General features: G+C 58.1%; 15 protein-coding genes. 4 read left to right on the top strand and 11 right to left on the bottom strand.

Annotation, left to right across the window (positions count from 1 at the left end; genetic code table 11):
• Positions 1 to 85 precede the first annotated feature (85 nt).
• Genes RYC18_RS21410 through RYC18_RS21395 form a run of 4 tightly spaced genes read right to left on the bottom strand, consistent with a single transcriptional unit; the run spans position 86 to position 2,437 of the window.
• Positions 86 to 529: a hotdog fold thioesterase gene (locus tag RYC18_RS21410; protein ID WP_004664705.1), complete on the bottom strand. Its 444-nt coding sequence runs from the start codon at positions 527 to 529 to the stop codon at positions 86 to 88.
• A gap of 60 nt (positions 530 to 589) precedes the next feature.
• Positions 590 to 1,045, bottom strand: a complete 456-nt coding sequence (sixA, locus tag RYC18_RS21405; RefSeq protein ID WP_316886757.1) for a phosphohistidine phosphatase SixA — start codon at positions 1,043 to 1,045, stop codon at positions 590 to 592.
• Positions 1,042 to 1,386, bottom strand: coding sequence for a DUF4389 domain-containing protein (locus tag RYC18_RS21400; protein ID WP_316886755.1), 345 nt, complete (start codon positions 1,384 to 1,386; stop codon positions 1,042 to 1,044). The genes sixA and RYC18_RS21400 overlap by 4 nt, the downstream gene beginning before the upstream one ends.
• A 25-nt stretch (positions 1,387 to 1,411) precedes the next feature.
• Complete coding sequence (locus tag RYC18_RS21395; RefSeq protein ID WP_002552991.1) at positions 1,412 to 2,437, bottom strand: NAD(P)H-dependent glycerol-3-phosphate dehydrogenase; 1,026 nt, start codon at positions 2,435 to 2,437, stop codon at positions 1,412 to 1,414.
• A gap of 285 nt (positions 2,438 to 2,722) precedes the next feature.
• Here RYC18_RS21395 and RYC18_RS21390 point away from each other — a divergent pair, with 285 nt between their 5' ends.
• The 3 genes from RYC18_RS21390 to fabB all read left to right on the top strand — a co-directional run bounded on the left by RYC18_RS21390 (position 2,723) and on the right by fabB (position 6,631).
• Positions 2,723 to 4,660, top strand: coding sequence for an ATP-binding protein (locus RYC18_RS21390; protein WP_316886752.1), 1,938 nt, complete (start codon positions 2,723 to 2,725; stop codon positions 4,658 to 4,660).
• A gap of 221 nt (positions 4,661 to 4,881) precedes the next feature.
• Entirely contained in the window at positions 4,882 to 5,397 is a 516-nt protein-coding gene (fabA, locus tag RYC18_RS21385; RefSeq protein WP_002552989.1) for a 3-hydroxyacyl-[acyl-carrier-protein] dehydratase FabA, read from the top strand.
• 10 nt (positions 5,398 to 5,407) lie between these two features.
• Positions 5,408 to 6,631 (top strand): beta-ketoacyl-ACP synthase I, encoded by a 1,224-nt coding sequence (gene fabB, locus RYC18_RS21380; RefSeq protein WP_002552988.1) that lies wholly within the window; start codon positions 5,408 to 5,410, stop codon positions 6,629 to 6,631.
• Positions 6,632 to 7,373: 742 nt separating this feature from the next.
• Here the strand turns inward: fabB and RYC18_RS21375 are convergent.
• Complete coding sequence (locus RYC18_RS21375; protein ID WP_016982436.1) at positions 7,374 to 8,102, bottom strand: dienelactone hydrolase family protein; 729 nt, start codon at positions 8,100 to 8,102, stop codon at positions 7,374 to 7,376.
• A 90-nt stretch (positions 8,103 to 8,192) separates the two neighbouring features.
• Positions 8,193 to 10,100 carry a molecular chaperone HtpG gene (htpG, locus tag RYC18_RS21370; RefSeq protein WP_005745258.1) on the bottom strand — a complete coding sequence of 636 codons (1,908 nt, stop codon included), beginning with the start codon at positions 10,098 to 10,100 and terminating at the stop codon, positions 8,193 to 8,195.
• Between the two features lie 313 nt (positions 10,101 to 10,413).
• Between htpG and RYC18_RS21365 the strand changes: the two genes are divergently transcribed.
• Positions 10,414 to 10,674, top strand: a complete 261-nt coding sequence (locus RYC18_RS21365) for a lipoprotein (RefSeq protein WP_002552985.1) — start codon at positions 10,414 to 10,416, stop codon at positions 10,672 to 10,674.
• Between the two features lie 108 nt (positions 10,675 to 10,782).
• Here the strand turns inward: RYC18_RS21365 and brnQ are convergent, their stop codons facing one another.
• The 5 genes from brnQ to odhB all read right to left on the bottom strand — a co-directional run bounded on the left by brnQ (position 10,783) and on the right by odhB (position 17,565).
• A complete protein-coding gene (gene brnQ, locus RYC18_RS21360; RefSeq protein WP_005745257.1) occupies positions 10,783 to 12,096 on the bottom strand; it encodes a branched-chain amino acid transport system II carrier protein in 1,314 nt (437 codons plus the stop codon).
• Positions 12,097 to 12,466: 370 nt separating this feature from the next.
• Positions 12,467 to 13,348, bottom strand: a complete 882-nt coding sequence (gene sucD / locus RYC18_RS21355; protein WP_004664700.1) for a succinate--CoA ligase subunit alpha — start codon at positions 13,346 to 13,348, stop codon at positions 12,467 to 12,469.
• Positions 13,348 to 14,514: an ADP-forming succinate--CoA ligase subunit beta gene (gene sucC, locus RYC18_RS21350; protein ID WP_002552981.1), complete on the bottom strand. Its 1,167-nt coding sequence runs from the start codon at positions 14,512 to 14,514 to the stop codon at positions 13,348 to 13,350. Before sucC ends, sucD begins: the two co-directional genes overlap by 1 nt.
• Positions 14,515 to 14,722: 208 nt before the next feature.
• Positions 14,723 to 16,159 (bottom strand): dihydrolipoyl dehydrogenase, encoded by a 1,437-nt coding sequence (gene lpdA, locus RYC18_RS21345; protein ID WP_002552980.1) that lies wholly within the window; start codon positions 16,157 to 16,159, stop codon positions 14,723 to 14,725.
• Positions 16,160 to 16,329: 170 nt separating this feature from the next.
• Complete coding sequence (gene odhB / locus RYC18_RS21340; protein ID WP_005732400.1) at positions 16,330 to 17,565, bottom strand: 2-oxoglutarate dehydrogenase complex dihydrolipoyllysine-residue succinyltransferase; 1,236 nt, start codon at positions 17,563 to 17,565, stop codon at positions 16,330 to 16,332.
• Between the last annotated feature and the right edge of the window lie 2 nt (positions 17,566 to 17,567).

Raw genomic sequence — 17,567 nt, 5'->3', positions numbered from 1 at the left:
GTGCGCAGCCGCTTCAAGCAACAGCAATGACTGGAACTGCCATCGCAGATGGCACTCCGGCCATCCACAAATCAGGCGCATGAACTCAGCGGGCAGGCGGCTCCTGGCCATGTGGCACAACCGCCACGGTCAGACGCGATATGCAGCTGAGCTTGCCTTCTTCGGTGCTGATGCGGATGTCCCATACATGGGTGGTGCGGCCGATGTGCACGGGACGTACAACACCGGTTACACGTCCGGTACGCACGCCGCGCAGATGGTTGGCGTTGACCTCGAGCCCGACGCAAAAATACTTGCTCGGGTCGACAATCAGGTAGCTGGCCATCGACCCCAGAGACTCGGCCAGCACCACGGATGCACCGCCATGCAGCAGCCCGAAAGGCTGATGGGTACGCTGATCGACGACCATGCTGGCCGTCAGGGAATCGTCCGTGAACGATTCGAAGCGGATATCCAGCACCTCGCCAATAGTGTTTTTCTGAGCCGCCATAAGGGCTTCGATATCAGGAGCCTGACGCCATACACTCATGTTAAATCCTTTTTCAAAGTGGGCCGCGTTCGCGGTGGTTCATTACTCGAACAGACCGTTTCAAACGTGTCGAACGCTGTTGAGCTGCATTGCGCCAGCCAGCACGAACTCGCCTTCCAGCTCGGCCAGACTGGCGGTACTCATAGGCTCGGCCTGCTGCGGACTGCCGTGAGCCAGCACGCCGATCAATTCGCCCACCAAGGGTTGATGACTGACCAGCAGCACTTCGTCGACGCCCAGCCTGTCCAGCTGGAGCAACACCTCACGCGGGCTGCTGTCCGGCGTCAGCCAGGGCACCGTCACGACCGGGTCATTGAACCCCAGCGACTGACGTACCAGCTCGGCAGTCTGCTGTGCACGAACATAGGGGCTGGCGATGATCCGCTGCACCGACTTGTCACTCAGGTGCACTGCACTTTTGAGCACTTCTTCACGCCCGTGTGCCGTAAGCTCGCGTTCGGCATCACTGCGCGCCCGCGACTGCGCTTCGCCGTGACGCAATACCCAGACCTTCACAGTTTTGGCTCTTCGTCACGCACCGGATGCGGCGCTGGCGGAACATGATGAGCCGCCTCGCCTTCAGGGGCGCGCGGCGCTGGCCAGTCGGCGAAGGGCCAGGGCTTATGGTCGCTGTGAAACGTCCCGAAACGACCAATCTGGGCCAGGTACTGGCTGACACTGTCGCCGAAATTCATCAGGCCGCCATTCGGTGCGCCATAGATAAGGCGATAAACCAATTGCACCAGCACTACGCCCGCCAGAATGATCTGTGCAACGTGCCATACACCCAGAAACAGCAGCATCCATAGAGTGCGCAGCAGGATCGATTCGTTATGCTGGATTTTCGACTCGTTCAAGACGTTCTCCCTGATCGGAATGAGTTCAATTAAAGCCGGTAATCGAAATGAAATCGACGTCCGTCTTGGGCTCGGCACGCATCAACGCCTCGATGACCTGACTGAGCGTACGGCCTTCAAAAAGAATCGCATGCAGCCCGGCGACCAACGGCATATAGACCTGAACCTCCTGCGCTTTGACCTTGAGCACCTTGAGCGTGTTCACGCCCTCGGCTACTTCGCCCAGACGAGTGACCGCCTCCTCCAGCGTCAGCCCCTGGCCCAGCGCAAACCCGACCTGATAATTGCGACTTTTGGGTGAGGAACAGGTGACGATCAGATCGCCCACCCCGGCCAGGCCGAGAAAGGTCATCGGGTTGGCACCCTGACTGACCGCAAAACGGGTCATTTCGGCCAGCGCCCGGGTGATCAGCATGCTCTTGGTGTTTTCGCCCATGTCCAGCGCTACGGCCATGCCAGCGATAATTGCGTAGACGTTCTTCAATGCCCCACCCAGCTCTACACCAAACCGGTCGTTGCTGGCATAGACCCGAAAAGTACGACCATGCAGCGCGGCCTGGACCTGCTGACACAGCGCCTCGTCTTCGCTGGCAACCACGGTGGCGGTCAACGCATGCTCGGCGATCTCCCGGGCCAGGTTGGGCCCGGACAATACGCCGATACGCGCCTGGGGAACGATCTCTTCGAGGATCTGGCTCATCAATTTGAAGCTCTGCGCTTCAATACCTTTGGTCAGGCTGACCAGCATCTTGCCGTTCAGGCGCTCGACATGGGGCGAGAGTACCGCGCGCAGTGCGCTTGAAGGCAGAGCGACGAAAATCAGCTCGCAGGCCTCAAGCGTGGCGGTGATGTCGGTTACCGGCTCGACTTCGGGCCGAACCTTGATGCCCTTGAGGTAACGGGGGTTCTCACGGTTGACGCGAATCGCCTGCGCCTGCTCCGGATCACGCATCCACTGGAGAACCTGATGGCCGTTCTCGGCCAGCAGATTTGCAATGGCAGTGCCGAAGCTGCCACCACCAAGAACCGCGACTGGTTGCTGTGTGGTCATAAAACTATCCATCCAGAGCCATGCAAGTGGCGATGCCAGCATTATACGGAGCGCCGCGGTATCGGCCAGCAACAAAGCTGATCTGTCGAGCATGCAGGGCGGCATGCGACAACAAGTTCGCTGGAAACGCGCGCTATCTCGGTTAACATGCGTGCACAGCATGAATTATCGAGACACCCGGCACTGCGCTGCACAGCCGGACCGGGTCGCGACCAACGGGCGAACAGGCATGGACGCATCAATCGAGTCACCAGCGCAAAGCATTGCGCGCAAGGCACGCAGCCGATGAAATTTCGGCACTGGGATATCAATACCCGCACTCAGATCATCAGCCTGGGCCCTGCCCTGTTGTTGACGGCTCTGCTGATCAGTTTTTTCACCTTCGTGCGTATTCAGGACTTGCGTCAGGAGCTCAATCACACCGGGCAGCTCATCGCCAATCAATTGGCCATGGCCGTCGAACCGGGTGTGGCGGCAGGCGATATCGACGGGTTGAAGGCGTTGATGCGCGCCACCCTGTCCATGCCCAGCGTTCGCTATGTAGAGATTCAGGACAGCTCCAATACGGCCATGATCTACATAGATCAGCCCCGCGAAAACGAGCAGTTGGTACGGCAGATGGAAATATTCCAGGCCTCTGTCTACCCACAGCGCGCAAAGGCCAACAGTCACCCCGCCACGTCGCCCAAAGGCAATCGCCAGGCACCTGAAAATACGTCGCAGAGCTATCTGGGACGAGTATTGGTCGGGATGTCCAATGAAGCCTTCAGTCGACGGCAACAGGAAATATTGCTCAAGGCCGGTGTTCTGGCGCTGGGCGCGTTGCTGTTCGCTTTTTTGCTGGCCCGCGGCCTGGCCTTGAGCCTGTCAAGACCCGTCAAGGAAATGGGCGAAGCCCTCAAGGCGATTCAGCAGGGCGACTACCATGTGCCCCTGCCGATCAGCGACGATGCCGAGTTAGGCGCACTGGCGCGGCACATCAACAATCTGGCAGAGAACCTGCACCGCACCAGCCTTGAACAGCAGCGCTCGGTGGCGCAGTTGATCCAGACACGTGAGGAAGCCGAACAGGCCAACCGCGCCAAGTCGGATTTTCTGGCAATGATGAGTCACGAGTTGCGAACCCCCATGAACGGCGTACTGGGCATGCTGCAACTGATGGAAACCACGCGCATGACCGCTGAGCAAAGCGAGTATGCGACGCTGGCGACCGAGTCAACCGAGCATCTGCTACGGGTCATCAACGACATTCTCGATTTTTCCCGCATTGAACGCGATGCCCTGCAAATGGAAGGCATAGCGTTCAACCTGGCCGAACTGGTCAGTGCCTCCACCCACGCGTTCAACCACAGCGCGCTGCAACGCGAGCTGCTACTGGAACTGCATATTCAGCCTGGACTGGACACAGTGACCGTCACAGGCGACCCGACCCGGATCAGGCAGATCCTGGTGAATCTGATCGGCAACGCACTTAAATTTACCGAGCAAGGCAAGGTCAGCGTTGTCGCCCAATGGGCGATGCTCGACAATGACCAACTGCACTTTACCTGTGCAGTGCATGACAGCGGCATTGGTATCGACGCCGAGCGACTGGAGTCGATGTTCGATGCGTTCAAACAGGCCGACAGCTCGATTTCCAGGCGCTACGGCGGCACGGGGTTGGGACTGCCGATTGCCCGTACCCTTGCCGAACGCATGGGCGGTACATTGCGTGCCGAGAGCCAGGAGGGTTCGGGCTCTGTGTTCACGCTGCAAATCCCGCTGCCCGTTTCACGCGATGTTTCAGTGGATATCGCCAAGCCGCTGTCTGTACTCGATGCACATGGCAAGGAGCGCAGCATATTGTTGGTCGAGGACAACCCGGTGAATCGAACCGTGGTGCAGGCCATGTTGCGTAATCTAGGCTGCGAAGTCGACGTGGCGGTGGACGGCGCCGAAGCGGTGATGAAGGCAAGTGCGGGAAACCACGCACTGATTCTTATGGATTGCCGACTGCCGGTCATGGACGGCTATGAAGCCACACGTCGAATCAGGCAACTTTCCGGCCTGGAACGAATCCCAATCATTGCCCTGACTGCCAATGCACTGCAGGGTGATCGGGACGCGTGTTTACAGGCAGGTATGGATGATTACCTGGCTAAACCTTTCAAACACGCTGATTTACAGCAGGTTTTACACCGCTGGCTGCCCTTTGACGCACCTGTGACTGGCGATAAATGTTAAATTGCGGCAGTCTTGGCACGCAAATCAGCCAGCAAAATCGGCTGAATGACAAAATTCAGTGAACAGGTGTACCTTGATTTCCACCTGAGCTGTGACTTTCATTACAACGCAACAGTCTATGAGTAGGCTGCCGGACAGGGTCCTGGCGAATTGGTACGACAGGACCAGCGTTCTAGCCAGTGACGCCACAACCTGCCGCACGAGATTATTGAGGAGCTCGCATGACCAAACAACACGCCTTTACCCGGGAAGACCTGCTGCGCTGCAGTCGTGGCGAGCTGTTCGGCCCAGGTAATGCGCAACTGCCCGCCCCCAACATGCTGATGGTCGATCGCATCACACACATCAGCGACGAAGGTGGCAAGTTCAGCAAGGGTGAATTGGTCGCCGAACTGGATATCAACCCGGACCTGTGGTTTTTTGCCTGCCACTTTGAAGGTGATCCGGTGATGCCTGGATGCCTGGGCCTTGACGCCATGTGGCAACTGGTTGGTTTCTATCTTGGCTGGCAGGGCAACCCCGGCCGTGGCCGCGCCCTGGGCTCGGGCGAGGTGAAGTTTTTCGGTCAGGTGCTGCCTACCGCCAAAAAAGTCACCTACAACATTCATATCAAGCGCGTCCTGAAAGGCAAACTGAACCTGGCCATCGCCGACGGCTCAGTGAGTGTCGACGGTCGTGAAATCTATACCGCCGAAGGCCTTCGGGTCGGCGTGTTTACTTCCACTGAAAATTTCTAAGGGTACTCGCATGCGCCGCGTCGTTATCACTGGTCTGGGTATTGTTTCCTGCTTGGGCAATGACAAAGAGACCGTCACCGCTAACCTGCGTGCTAACCGCCCTGGCATCCGCTTCAACCCGGAATATGCCGAAATGGGTCTGCGCAGCCAGGTTTCCGGCTCCATCGACCTGAATCTGGAAGAACTGATCGATCGCAAGATCTTTCGCTTCGTCGGTCATGCGGCAGCTTATGCCTACCTGGCGATGAAAGACGCAATCACTGATTCGGGTCTTACCGAGGAACAGGTTTCCAACGTGCGTACCGGCCTGATCGCTGGCAGCGGCGGCGCATCGACCCTGAACCAGATGGAAGCGCTGGATACCCTGCGCGAAAAAGGCGTCAAGCGCGTCGGTCCTTACCGTGTCACGCGGACCATGGGCAGCACCGTTTCGGCCTGCCTGGCCACGCCGTTCAAGATCAAGGGCGTGAACTACTCCATTTCGTCCGCCTGCGCCACCAGCGCTCACTGCATCGGCAACGCTGTCGAGCAGATCCAGCTGGGCAAACAGGACATCGTCTTTGCCGGTGGCGGCGAAGAAGAGCACTGGAGCCAGTCGTTCCTGTTCGACGCAATGGGCGCACTGTCCACTCAGTACAACGAGACGCCGGAAAAAGCCTCCCGCGCTTACGACGCCAAGCGTGACGGTTTCGTCATTGCCGGTGGCGGCGGCATGGTCGTTGTCGAAGAGCTGGAACACGCTCTGGCACGCGGCGCTAAAATCTATGCCGAAATCGTCGGCTACGGTGCTACATCCGACGGCTATGACATGGTTGCGCCAAGCGGTGAAGGTGCAATTCGCTGCATGCAGATGGCCCTGGGTGATATCAACTCCGGCGACATTGACTACATCAACACCCACGGCACCTCGACTCCGGTCGGCGACGCCAAGGAAATGGAAGGTGTGCGCGAAGTATTCGGCGCCAAAGCTCCGGCGATCAGCTCCACCAAGAGCCTGTCGGGCCACTCCCTGGGTGCCGCCGGTGTTCACGAAGCGATCTATTGCCTGCTGATGATGGAAAACAACTTCATCGCAGGCTCGGCGAACATCGACGAACTGGACCCGGTAGTTGCCGACATGCCGATCCTGCTCAAGACGCGTGAAGATGCGAAGCTTGACCTGGTCATGAGCAACAGCTTCGGTTTCGGTGGCACCAACGCTACGCTGGTGTTGAAGCGCTGGGCAGGCAAGTAATACTGCTTTTGCGACAAACAAAAAGGCGCCTTTCGAGGCGCCTTTTTTATGAGTCGGGCAAAGTAGCTAGTGTTCTCCGGCATGCCCAGGCGGAGAATGGGCACGATGATGCTCTCCGGTGTACCTACAATCTTCAGAACACCTCTCGTTCCTCACGCTCCAGCGTGGGAATGCAGTTCACGACGCTCTGCGTCGCAAGAGGACGCAGAGCGTCCAGACCGGCATGCCCACGCGGAGCATGGGCACGATGATGCTCTGCGGTGTGCCTGCAGGAACGATAAATCTTCAGAACACCGCTCGTTCCTCACGCTCTGCGTGGGAATGCAGTTCACGACGCTCTGCGTCGCAAGAGGACGCAGAGCGTCCAGACCGGCATGCCCACGCGGAGCATGGGCACGATAGTGTTCTTCGGTACATCTGCAGGAACGATAAATCTTCAGAACACCGCTCGTTCCTCACGCTCTGCGTGGGAATGCAGTTCACGACGCTCTGCGTCGCAAGAGGACGCAGAGCGTCCAGACCGGCATGCCCACGCGGAGCATGGGCACGATAGTGTTCTTCGGTACATCTGCAGGAACGATAAATCTTCAGAACACCACTCGTTCCTCACGCTCTGCGTGGGAATGCAGTTCACGACGCTCTGCGTCGCAAGAGGACGCAGAGCGCCCAGACCGGCATGCCCACGCGGAGCATGGGCACGATAGTGTTCCCCTGCACGCCCTAGGGGACGATAGGTGTTCCTTCAGCCGAACACTTCGCTCAACAAATCATGCATCGACTTGAACGCACGGCTCGACACTTTGGCGTCGTACATCATCATGCCGGGAACATTGGCGTGCGGGTCGGTGAAGGAATGGAATGCCCCACCGTAACTGTGCAACTGCCAGTCCACACCAGCGGCGTTCATTTCCTCTTCAAAAGCAGGTAACTGCTCTTTTGGCACCAGCGGGTCCGACGCGCCGTGGAGAACCAGCACCGAGCCCTTGATGCTCTTCGCATCAGCCGGGTTGGGCGTATCCAGCGTGCCGTGGAACGAAATGGCGGCCTTCAGCTCTGCCCCGGTACGCGCAAGCTCCAGCGAGCAGCAGCCACCAAAGCAGAAACCGAATGTTGCGATCTTGCTTGAGTCCAGAGACACATCCGCCTGGCTCAACAACTGGTCGAGGCCTGCTTGCATACGCTTGCGCAACAACGCGCGATCGTCCTTGAGCGGCATCATGGCAGCGCCCGCCTCGTCATTGTTACTCGGGCGAATCTGCTGACCGTAAAGGTCAGCCAGCAGCACCACATAGCCCTTCGCAGCGACCGCTTTGGCGATATCTTCAGCGCCCTGACTGACACCCATCCAGTTAGGCGCCATCAGCAACCCTGGCTGTGCAGCGCTAGCTTTCGGGTCGTACGCAAGACGGCTTTCATAAGTCTGGCCATCGATCTGATAGACCACAGAACGAATTTCAATGTTGCTGCTCATTACTGACTCCTGATCGTTAGGGAGATGAAAAACGTGTCGCGGGAACTGAAACAAAAAACCCGCCGAGGCGGGTTTCTTGTCAACCGGCTATCAAACCGACAGTTCTACCAACAGCTTGTTCAGACGACGCACATACGCAGCTGGATCCTTGAGGCTGTCACCGGCGGCCAGCGCCGCCTGATCGAACAGGATGTGCGACAGATCGCCGAAGCGCTCTTCGCTCTGCTCGGCATCGAGCTTGCCGATCAGCGGGTGGGCCGGGTTGAATTCGAAGATTGGCTTGGAGTCCGGAACCTTCTGCCCGCTGGCTTCCAGAATCTGACGCATCTGCAGCCCCATGTCCTGCTCGCCAATGGCCAGAATCGCAGGTGAATCGGTCAGACGATGGGAAACACGCACCTCACTCACAGACTCACCCAGCGCAGCTTTCAGGCGCTCGATCAGGCCCTCTTTGTCCTTGGCGATCTCTTCCTGTGCCTTCTTGTCCTCTTCGGAGTCAAGATTGCCCAGATCCAAGTCGCCACGCGCCACATCCACAAAGCCCTTGCCATCGAAATCGCTCAGGTAGCTCATCAGCCACTCGTCGATACGGTCGGTCAGCAGCAGCACTTCGATGCCTTTCTTGCGGAAGACCTCAAGGTGCGGGCTGTTCTTGACCTGTGCGTAGGATTCGCCAGTGAGGTAGTAAATCTTGTCCTGACCTTCCTTGGCACGCGCCAGGTACTCGGCCAGAGAAACGCTCTGTTCACCGCTGTCGTCGGACGTCGATGCGAAACGCAGCAGACCGGCGATTTTTTCCTTGTTGGCGAAGTCTTCTGCCGGACCTTCCTTGAGGACCTGGCCAAAGTTTTTCCAGAAACCCTTGTACTGCTCGGGTTCGTTTTTCGCCAGCTTCTCCAGCATGTCCAGCACGCGCTTGGTCAACGCCGACTTCATCGAGTCGATGATCGGGTCTTTCTGCAGGATTTCGCGGGAAACGTTCAGCGACAGGTCATTGGAGTCGACCACGCCCTTGACGAAGCGCATGTACAGCGGCAGGAACGACTCGGCCTGATCCATCACGAAGACGCGCTGCACGTAGAGCTTGAGGCCGCGCGGTGCTTCACGCTGATACAGATCAAACGGAGCACGCGCAGGCACGTACAGCAGCGAAGTGTATTCCAGCTTGCCTTCGACCTTGTTATGGCTCCAGCTCAGCGGGTTCTCATAATCGTGCGCGACGTGCTTGTAGAACTCCTGATACTCCTCATCCTTCACCTCGGTGCGCGGACGGGTCCAGAGGGCGCTGGCGCGGTTGACGGTTTCCCACTCCAGCGCCGGTGCCTCCTCGCCTTCGGCTGCCGGAGCCTGCTCTTTGGGCAGCTCGATCGGCAAGGCGATATGGTCGGAGTATTTCTTGATGATGTTACGCAGGCGGTAGCCGTCAGCGAATTCCTCTTCACCGTTTTTCAGGTGCAGAACAATACGGGTGCCACGATCAGCCTTGTCGACGGTGGCGACTTCGAACTCGCCTTCGCCCTTGGAGGACCAGTGCACGCCTTCATTCGCTGGCGTGCCGGCACGACGGCTGAACACTTCGACCTGATCGGCAACGATGAATGCCGAATAGAAACCCACGCCGAACTGACCGATCAGGTGCGAGTCCTTCTTCTGGTCGCCCGACAGGTTTTTCATGAAATCAGCGGTGCCGGACTTGGCGATCGTGCCCAGGTGGGTGATCACGTCTTCACGGCTCATACCGATGCCGTTGTCTTCAAGCGTAACGGTCTTCGCGTCCTTGTCGAAGCTCACACGAATTTTCAGCTCGGCGCCGCCTTCCAGCAACTCCGGCTTGGACAACGCTTCAAAACGCAATTTGTCGACCGCGTCAGACGCGTTCGAGATCAATTCGCGAAGGAAAATTTCCTTGTTGGAATACAGCGAATGGATCATGAGGTGCAGCAGTTGCTTTACCTCGGTCTGGAAGCCCAGGGTTTCCTTTTGAGTTTCCACACTCATAATCATCAAACTCCGATCTGGATGGTATAAGCCGTCACGATCAGGCATAAGCCCGTGTGACAGCGGGTAGTCATCAAGGTGGGGGCTGGGTCGGGGATTTCAAGAGCCAATGATGCGCGGAGCGTGTTTCATGCGCCGGATACCGCACGCATTGCGTTGGTGGGTGCTCGCCAGAACTGTCCGCAATCGGCACGGCGCTATCGGCCTGTAACGACCGCGAAACAACGGCCTCCGATATTGTCATCACGGGTGGAACTTAACTCACGACGGCAGGCTCTTAGCCTCGTGAACACTCAATAAGGAGAAACACCCCATGCGTAAATCTTTAGCCTATGCCTTGATGCTTTCTGCCACCCTGGGCCTTGCCGCCTGTGACAAAAAGTCCGAAAACACTCAGCAAGATGCCAACAAGGCAGCTCAGCAGTCCCAGGAGTCGATGGAAAAGGCTCAGGAAAAAGTGAATGACGCGGCCAAGGAAAGCCAGGAAGCCGCTCAGAAGAACGCTGAAGCCGCTCAGCAGCGTACCAATGAGAACGCCAACAAAGCGCCAGAAGCAGCGCCAGCCACCAAGTAAGGCTGAAACGCTTACAGAACTAAAAAAGCCCGCTTAAAGCGGGCTTTTTCATTTAACTCGTTTCACTTGGCACGTAACGTCAGTTCGACATTGCATCGTGTACCGACTTCAAGCCAGCGCCTCGCTGCGCTTGCCCATGAGCCTGTCAACGGCTACAGCGCCCGCCAGCGTGATTATCGAGGGCACCAGCCATGCCAGGCCTTGATCACTCAGCGGCAGACTGGTCAGCACACCCGGCAGATAGTCAGTAAAACCGGCACCCTTCAGCGCGTCGATCAGGCCAAAGATGAGCGATACCAGCATCACCGGTGCAACAACCCGTCCCTGGCTCTGCCAGAGGCCTTTGCAGAAGCTCAGCGCCACCAGCACGATACACGGTGGATAGATAGCGGTGAGTACCGGAATCGAAAACTGGATCAGCTTGGTCAGCCCCAGATTGGATACCAGCAGCGAGAACACCGCCAGGATGATCACTAGCGTCCGGTAGGACAGCGGCAGCACCTTGGCAAAGTATTCAGCACAGGCACAGGTCAGGCCTACCGCAGTCACCAGACACGCCAATGAAATCAGCACGGCGAGAAAACCGCTGCCCAATGAACCGAAGGTGTGCTGCACGTAGGCATGCAGAACCGCCGCGCCGTTGCTTGCGCCTGCCGCGACCGCATGGCTGCCGGAACCCAGGCGAAACAGGCTGACATACACCAGCGCCAGCCCGACACCGGCAATGAGTCCGGCAATGATCGCGTAGCGCGTAATCAGACGGGGTGACTCGACACCACGAGAGCGAATGGCATTGACGATGACAATCCCGAAGACCAGCGCCCCGAGGGTGTCCATGGTCAGATAACCATTGATGAAACCCTGGGAAAACGGCGCAGCGGCATAGGCGGGCTCAGCCTCGCCTATTCCGCCTGCGGGTAATGCGAATGCCGCGATCCCCAATACTGCAAGGGCGATAATCTTGAGCGGTGCCAAAAAGCGCCCGACCGTGTCGAGCAAGCGCCCCGGATACAACGAAACCCAGAACACCACCAGAAAATACGCCAGGCTGTAGAGGAACAACGCGACTGGAGTGTCACCGGTCAGAGGTGCCAGGCCGACTTCAAACGAGACGGTCGCGGTACGCGGGGTCGCGAACAGCGGGCCGACCGCCAGATAGCAGACGGCTGCGAGCGCCCCGCCAGCAATCTTGCCGATCGGGCTGCTCAGGGCATCCATTGCCCCCCCTACCCTGGCCAGAGCAATCACCGTAACGACCGGCAGCCCGACCGCCGTGACCAGAAAGCCCAGCGCCGCCATCCAGACATGTGGTCCGGCCTGCAGGCCGACAATAGGAGGGAAGATAATGTTGCCAGCCCCGACAAACAGGGCAAATGTCATAAAACCGAGTGCCAGGATGTCCTGGCCTTTCAACACTTTCATTACGAGGGACCACACGGAATCGAAATAAGGGATGGGACGTCACCCATGAATGGGGCAGACGCAGCCCGTCGGCGTAAGACGTGGCAGTACCTTGCGAAACGCCCCTCGTGAGGGCAACGCAAAAACGGCGGACAGGGTAGCCAACTTCGACCGAAAATGCACTGTCTCAGGGCGCGCCAGCCGACGACGCACCGTTTGTTGGCGGATGTAAAGCCCAGACAGTTGGAAATGCCGGCAATGAGAGGTCCAGGTGAACCAGACCGGGTAAGGCGAACCTTTTCAGGCGCCCAAACAAAAGCCACCCGAAGGTGGCTTTTGTCGATTGCTCGAATCAGGCAAGCGAGCTTACCTGATCAGCAAACAGTGAAGCTTACTTGGTTGGCCAGCCAGTCAGCTCGGCCAGGGCCTTGCCGATGTCTGCCAGGGAGCGCACGGTTTTTACACCAGCGTCCTGCAGTGCAGCGAATTTCTCGTCTGCAGTACCTTTACCACCCGAGATGATTGCACCGGCATGGCCCATGCGCTTGCCCGGAGGAGCAGTCACACCAGCGATGTAGGAAACAACCGGCTTGGTCACGTGTGCCTTGATGTAGGCAGCCGCTTCTTCTTCAGCCGAACCGCCGATCTCGCCGATCATGACGATCGCTTCGGTCTTCGGGTCTTCCTGGAACAGCTTCAGGATGTCGATGAAGTTCGAACCAGGGATCGGGTCACCACCGATACCTACACAGGTGGACTGACCGAAACCGGCGTCAGTGGTCTGCTTCACAGCTTCGTAGGTCAGGGTGCCGGAACGCGACACGATGCCTACCTTGCCTGGCAAGTGAATGTGACCTGGCATGATGCCGATCTTGCACTCGCCCGGAGTGATGACGCCTGGGCAGTTAGGACCGATCAGGATCACACCCAGCTCGTCGCACTTGACCTTGGCTTCCAGCATGTCGATGGTCGGGATGCCTTCGGTGATGCAGACGATCAGCTTGATGCCGCCGAACGCTGCTTCAAGGATGGAATCCTTGCAGAAAGGAGCCGGAACATAGATGACGCTGGCAGTAGCGCCAGTGGTGTCTACGGCTTCTTTCACAGTGTTGAACACTGGCAGGTTCAGGTGCGTGGTGCCGCCCTTGCCTGGAGTCACGCCGCCAACCATTTTGGTGCCGTAGGCAATGGCTTGCTCGGAGTGGAAGGTACCTTGCGAACCAGTGAAACCCTGGCAGATAACCTTGGTATCTTTATTGATCAGGACGCTCATTACTTGCCCTCCGCGGCTTTGACAACTTGTTGAGCAGCGTCGGTCAGGCTGGTCGCAGCGATGATGTTCAAACCGCTTTCTGCCAGTACTTTAGCGCCCAGTTCAGCGTTGTTACCTTCAAGGCGAACAACAACCGGGATTTTCACGCCGACTTCTTTCACTGCACCGATGATGCCTTCGGCAATCATGTCGCAACGAACGATGCCGCCGAAGATGTTGACCAGTACTGCGGCGACGTTGGTGTCGGACAGGATGATCTTGAACGCTTCGGTAACGCGTTCCTTGGTGGCACCACCGCCAACGTCAAGGAAGTTTGCAGGCTTGCCGCCATGCAGGTTGACGATGTCCATGGTACCCATGGCCAGGCCAGCACCGTTGACCATGCAGCCGATGTTGCCTTCCAGCGCTACGTAGTTCAGTTCGAACTTGGCAGCGTGAGCTTCGCGAGGATCGTCCTGCGAAGGATCGTGGAAGCCCTTCAGCTTGGGCTGACGGTACATGGCGTTGGCGTCGATGTTGATCTTCGCGTCCAGACAGTGCAGATCGCCGTCAGCCTTGATCACCAGCGGGTTCACTTCCAGCAGGGCCAGGTCATGGTCCTGGAACAGCTTGGCCAGACCGGTGAAGATCTTGGCGAACTGAGTGACCTGCTTGCCTTCCAGACCCAGCTGGAATGCCAGATCGCGGCCCTGGAACGGCTGAGCGCCGACCAGTGGGTCGATCGTGGCCTTGAGAATCTTTTCAGGAGTGTCGTGAGCGATCTTCTCGATGTCCACGCCACCTTCGGTGGAAGCCATGAACACGATACGACGGCTGGAACGATCGACCACAGCGCCCAGATACAGCTCTTTGGCGATGTCGGTGCACGATTCGACCAGGATCTTGGTCACTGGCTGACCGTTGGCGTCAGTCTGGTAAGTCACCAGGCGCTTGCCCAACCACTGTTGAGCGAACGCTGCAGCGTCTTCCTTGCTGCGAACCAGCTTTACGCCGCCCGCTTTACCGCGACCACCTGCGTGAACCTGGGCTTTGACGACCCACTCGGTTCCGCCGATCTTGTCGCAGGCTTCTGCTGCTGCTTCCGGGGTGTCTACCGCGTAACCCTTGGATACTGGCAGGCCGTACTCAGCGAACAGCTGCTTACCCTGATACTCGTGAAGATTCATGCTTATTACCGTCTTCGTTTAGGTACTGCGCATTCGGTGCTGCACGTCAGCGTGCCGCACCACCTGTGACCGCTACTCCGGGTGGACTTCGCAAGTGCCGTGGGACACTCATGGAGCCGCCTGAGAGGTCGAGTCCGGCGCAGATTCCGCGGTAAGCCCTGCTTGCAAGGCCAACGACGGGCACTGCGCCGTGGTTTCTCTTGTTGTCTTAGCGTTTCTTGCGATTCTGGATATGGATGGCGCCGCCATTCACAGCCAGTGCAGCTTCATGCAGCGCTTCGGACAGGGTCGGGTGCGAGAAGACCATCATGCCGATGTCTTCTGCGCTGCTGCCGAATTCCATCGCGATTGCGCCCTGCTGTACCAGTTCGGCAGCGCTTGGACCAATAACGTGAACACCCAGTACGCGGTCAGTCTTGGCGTCGGCAATGATCTTGACGAAGCCGCCGGTGTCGTTGGCTGCCATGGCACGGCCACTGGCTGCGAACGGGAACGTACCGACATTGACTTCAACGCCTTCGGCCTTGAGCGTCTGCTCGGTCTTGCCGACCCAGGCGATTTCCGGGTGGGTGTAGATAACCGACGGGATCAGGTTGTAGTTCATCTGAGCCTTGTGGCCCTTGATGCGCTCGACAACCATGATGCCTTCTTCCGACGCCTTGTGTGCCAGCATCAGGCCACGCACCACGTCACCGATGGCGTATACGCCAGGAACGCTGGTGGTGCAGTAGTCGTCAACGTAGATGAAACCGCGCTCGTCCAGATCAACGCCGCTGTCCGATGCCAGCAGGTCAGTGGTCACGGGACGACGGCCAACGGCAACGATCAGACGATCAAAGGTAATCGACTGCTCGCCAGCGGCGTCGGTGTAGCTGACCACCACTTCTTCGCCATCGACCTTGGAACCGGTCACGCGAGCGCCCAGCTTGATGTCCAGACCTTGCTTGGTGAAGGTTTTCAGCGCTTCCTTGGAAACTGCTTCGTCAGCCGCCGGAATGAACTTGTCCAGTGCTTCCAGAACAGTAACCTGAGCGCCAAGGCGAGCCCATACAGAGCCCAGCTCCAGACCGATCACGCCAGCGCCGATGACGCCCAGACGCTGTGGAACCTGTTGGAATTCCAGAGCGCCGGTCGAATCGACGATGACTTTCTGGTCAACCGGAGCTGGCGGGATGTCGATAGGACGCGAGCCCGAAGCCAGAATCACATGGTCAGCTTCGATGATTTCAACGGTGCCGTCGGCAGCCGTCAGCTCGACCTTCTTGCCAGCCAGCAGTTTGCCGTGGCCTTGCAGAGTGGTCACGCCATTGGCTTTGAACAGGCTGGCAACGCCGCCGGTCAGGCCTTTGACGATAGTCGACTTGCGACCGATCATGGCCGGCACATCGATATTCACTTCAGATGTCGAGATGCCGTGCACGCTGAAGCCGTTCTTGGCTTCATAGAACTTCCAGGAGCTGTCGAGCAGCGCCTTGGAAGGAATGCAACCAACGTTGAGGCAGGTACCACCGAGGGCCAGTTTGCCCTCCTTGTCCTGGTACTTCTCGATGCAGGCAGTCTTGAGACCAAGTTGCGCAGCCTTGATGGCGGCAACATAACCGCCAGGGCCTGCGCCAATCACTACCACGTCGAATTTCTGGGACATAACAAAGAGTTCCTCTTTAGCTGCGAGCTTTTAGCTGCAAGCTGCAAGTCGATCCGCGATCAGGCAAAAACGACTTGCGACCTATTAATCAGGTAAAACACACCAGCCCCGGCTGCACGCTTTATCGCTTCTGACTTGAAGCTTGAAGCTTGCAACCGCGGGCTGCCTCATCAGATATCCAGCAACAGACGAGCCGGATCTTCCAGCAGGTTCTTGATGGTCACGAGGAAGGTTACCGCTTCCTTGCCGTCAATCAAACGGTGATCGTACGACAATGCCAGATACATCATCGGACGAATCACTACCTGACCGTTGACTGCCATCGGGCGCTGAAGAATGTTGTGCATGCCCAGAATTGCAGCCTGTGGCGGGTTGACGATCGGCGTCGACATCATCGAACCGAAAGTACCACCATTAGTGATCGTGAAGGTGCCACCGGTCATCTCGTCGATGGACAGTTTGCCATCACGGGCCTTCTTGCCGAAGGTGGCGATGCCGCCTTCAATTTCAGCCAGGCTCATGTGCTCGGCGTTACGCAGAACCGGTACAACCAGACCACGGTCGCTGGATACTGCAACACCGACGTCGGCGTAACCGTGGTAGACGATGTCGGAGCCGTCGATCGACGCGTTGACAGCCGGGAAGCGTTTCAACGCCTCGGTAGCAGCCTTGACGAAGAACGACATGAAGCCCAGACGCACGCCGTTGTGCGACTTCTCGAACAGGTCCTTGTACTTCGAACGCAGTGCCATGACTTCGGTCATGTCGACTTCGTTGAACGTGGTCAGCATGGCCATGTTCGACTGGGCTTCGACCAGACGCTTGGCAACGGTTGCACGTACACGAGTCATCGGCACGCGCTTCTCGGTGCGGTCGCCAGCAGCGACAACCGGAGCGGCAGCGGCAGCAGGTTTGGCAGCAGGAGCAGCGGCTGGAGCGGATTTCTTCGCTTCAACGGCAGCGACCACGTCTTCCTTGGTGATACGGCCGTCTTTACCAGTGCCTTTGAGGCTGGCTAGGTTGATACCGTTTTCTTCAGCGAGTTGACGCGCAGCAGGCGCGGCAATCGGGTCTTCTTCGCCAGCGGCAGCCGGTGCAGCGGCGGGTGCCGAGGCAGGCGCAGCAGAGGCAGGCGCAGCAGCAGGTGCTGGAGCAGCAGATGCCGTGGCACCATCATTCAAAGTGCCAAGCACTTCGTTGGAGAGGACGATAGCGCCCTCTTCCTTGGTGATCGAGCCCATCACGCCGTCAGCTTCGGCCAATACTTCCAGAACAACCTTGTCAGTCTCGATATCGACCAGCATCTCGTCCCGTTTTACCGCATCACCCTCTTTTTTGTACCACTTGGAAATGGTGCCATCGGCAACGGATTCCGGGAAAGAGGGGGCTTTGATCTCGATAGCCATTA

Origin of the sequence: Pseudomonas syringae group sp. 247E2 (assembly GCF_032587795.1) — a bacterium.
Classification (GTDB): domain Bacteria; phylum Pseudomonadota; class Gammaproteobacteria; order Pseudomonadales; family Pseudomonadaceae; genus Aquipseudomonas; species Aquipseudomonas amygdali.
This window is presented reverse-complemented; position numbering and strand designations above follow the sequence as displayed.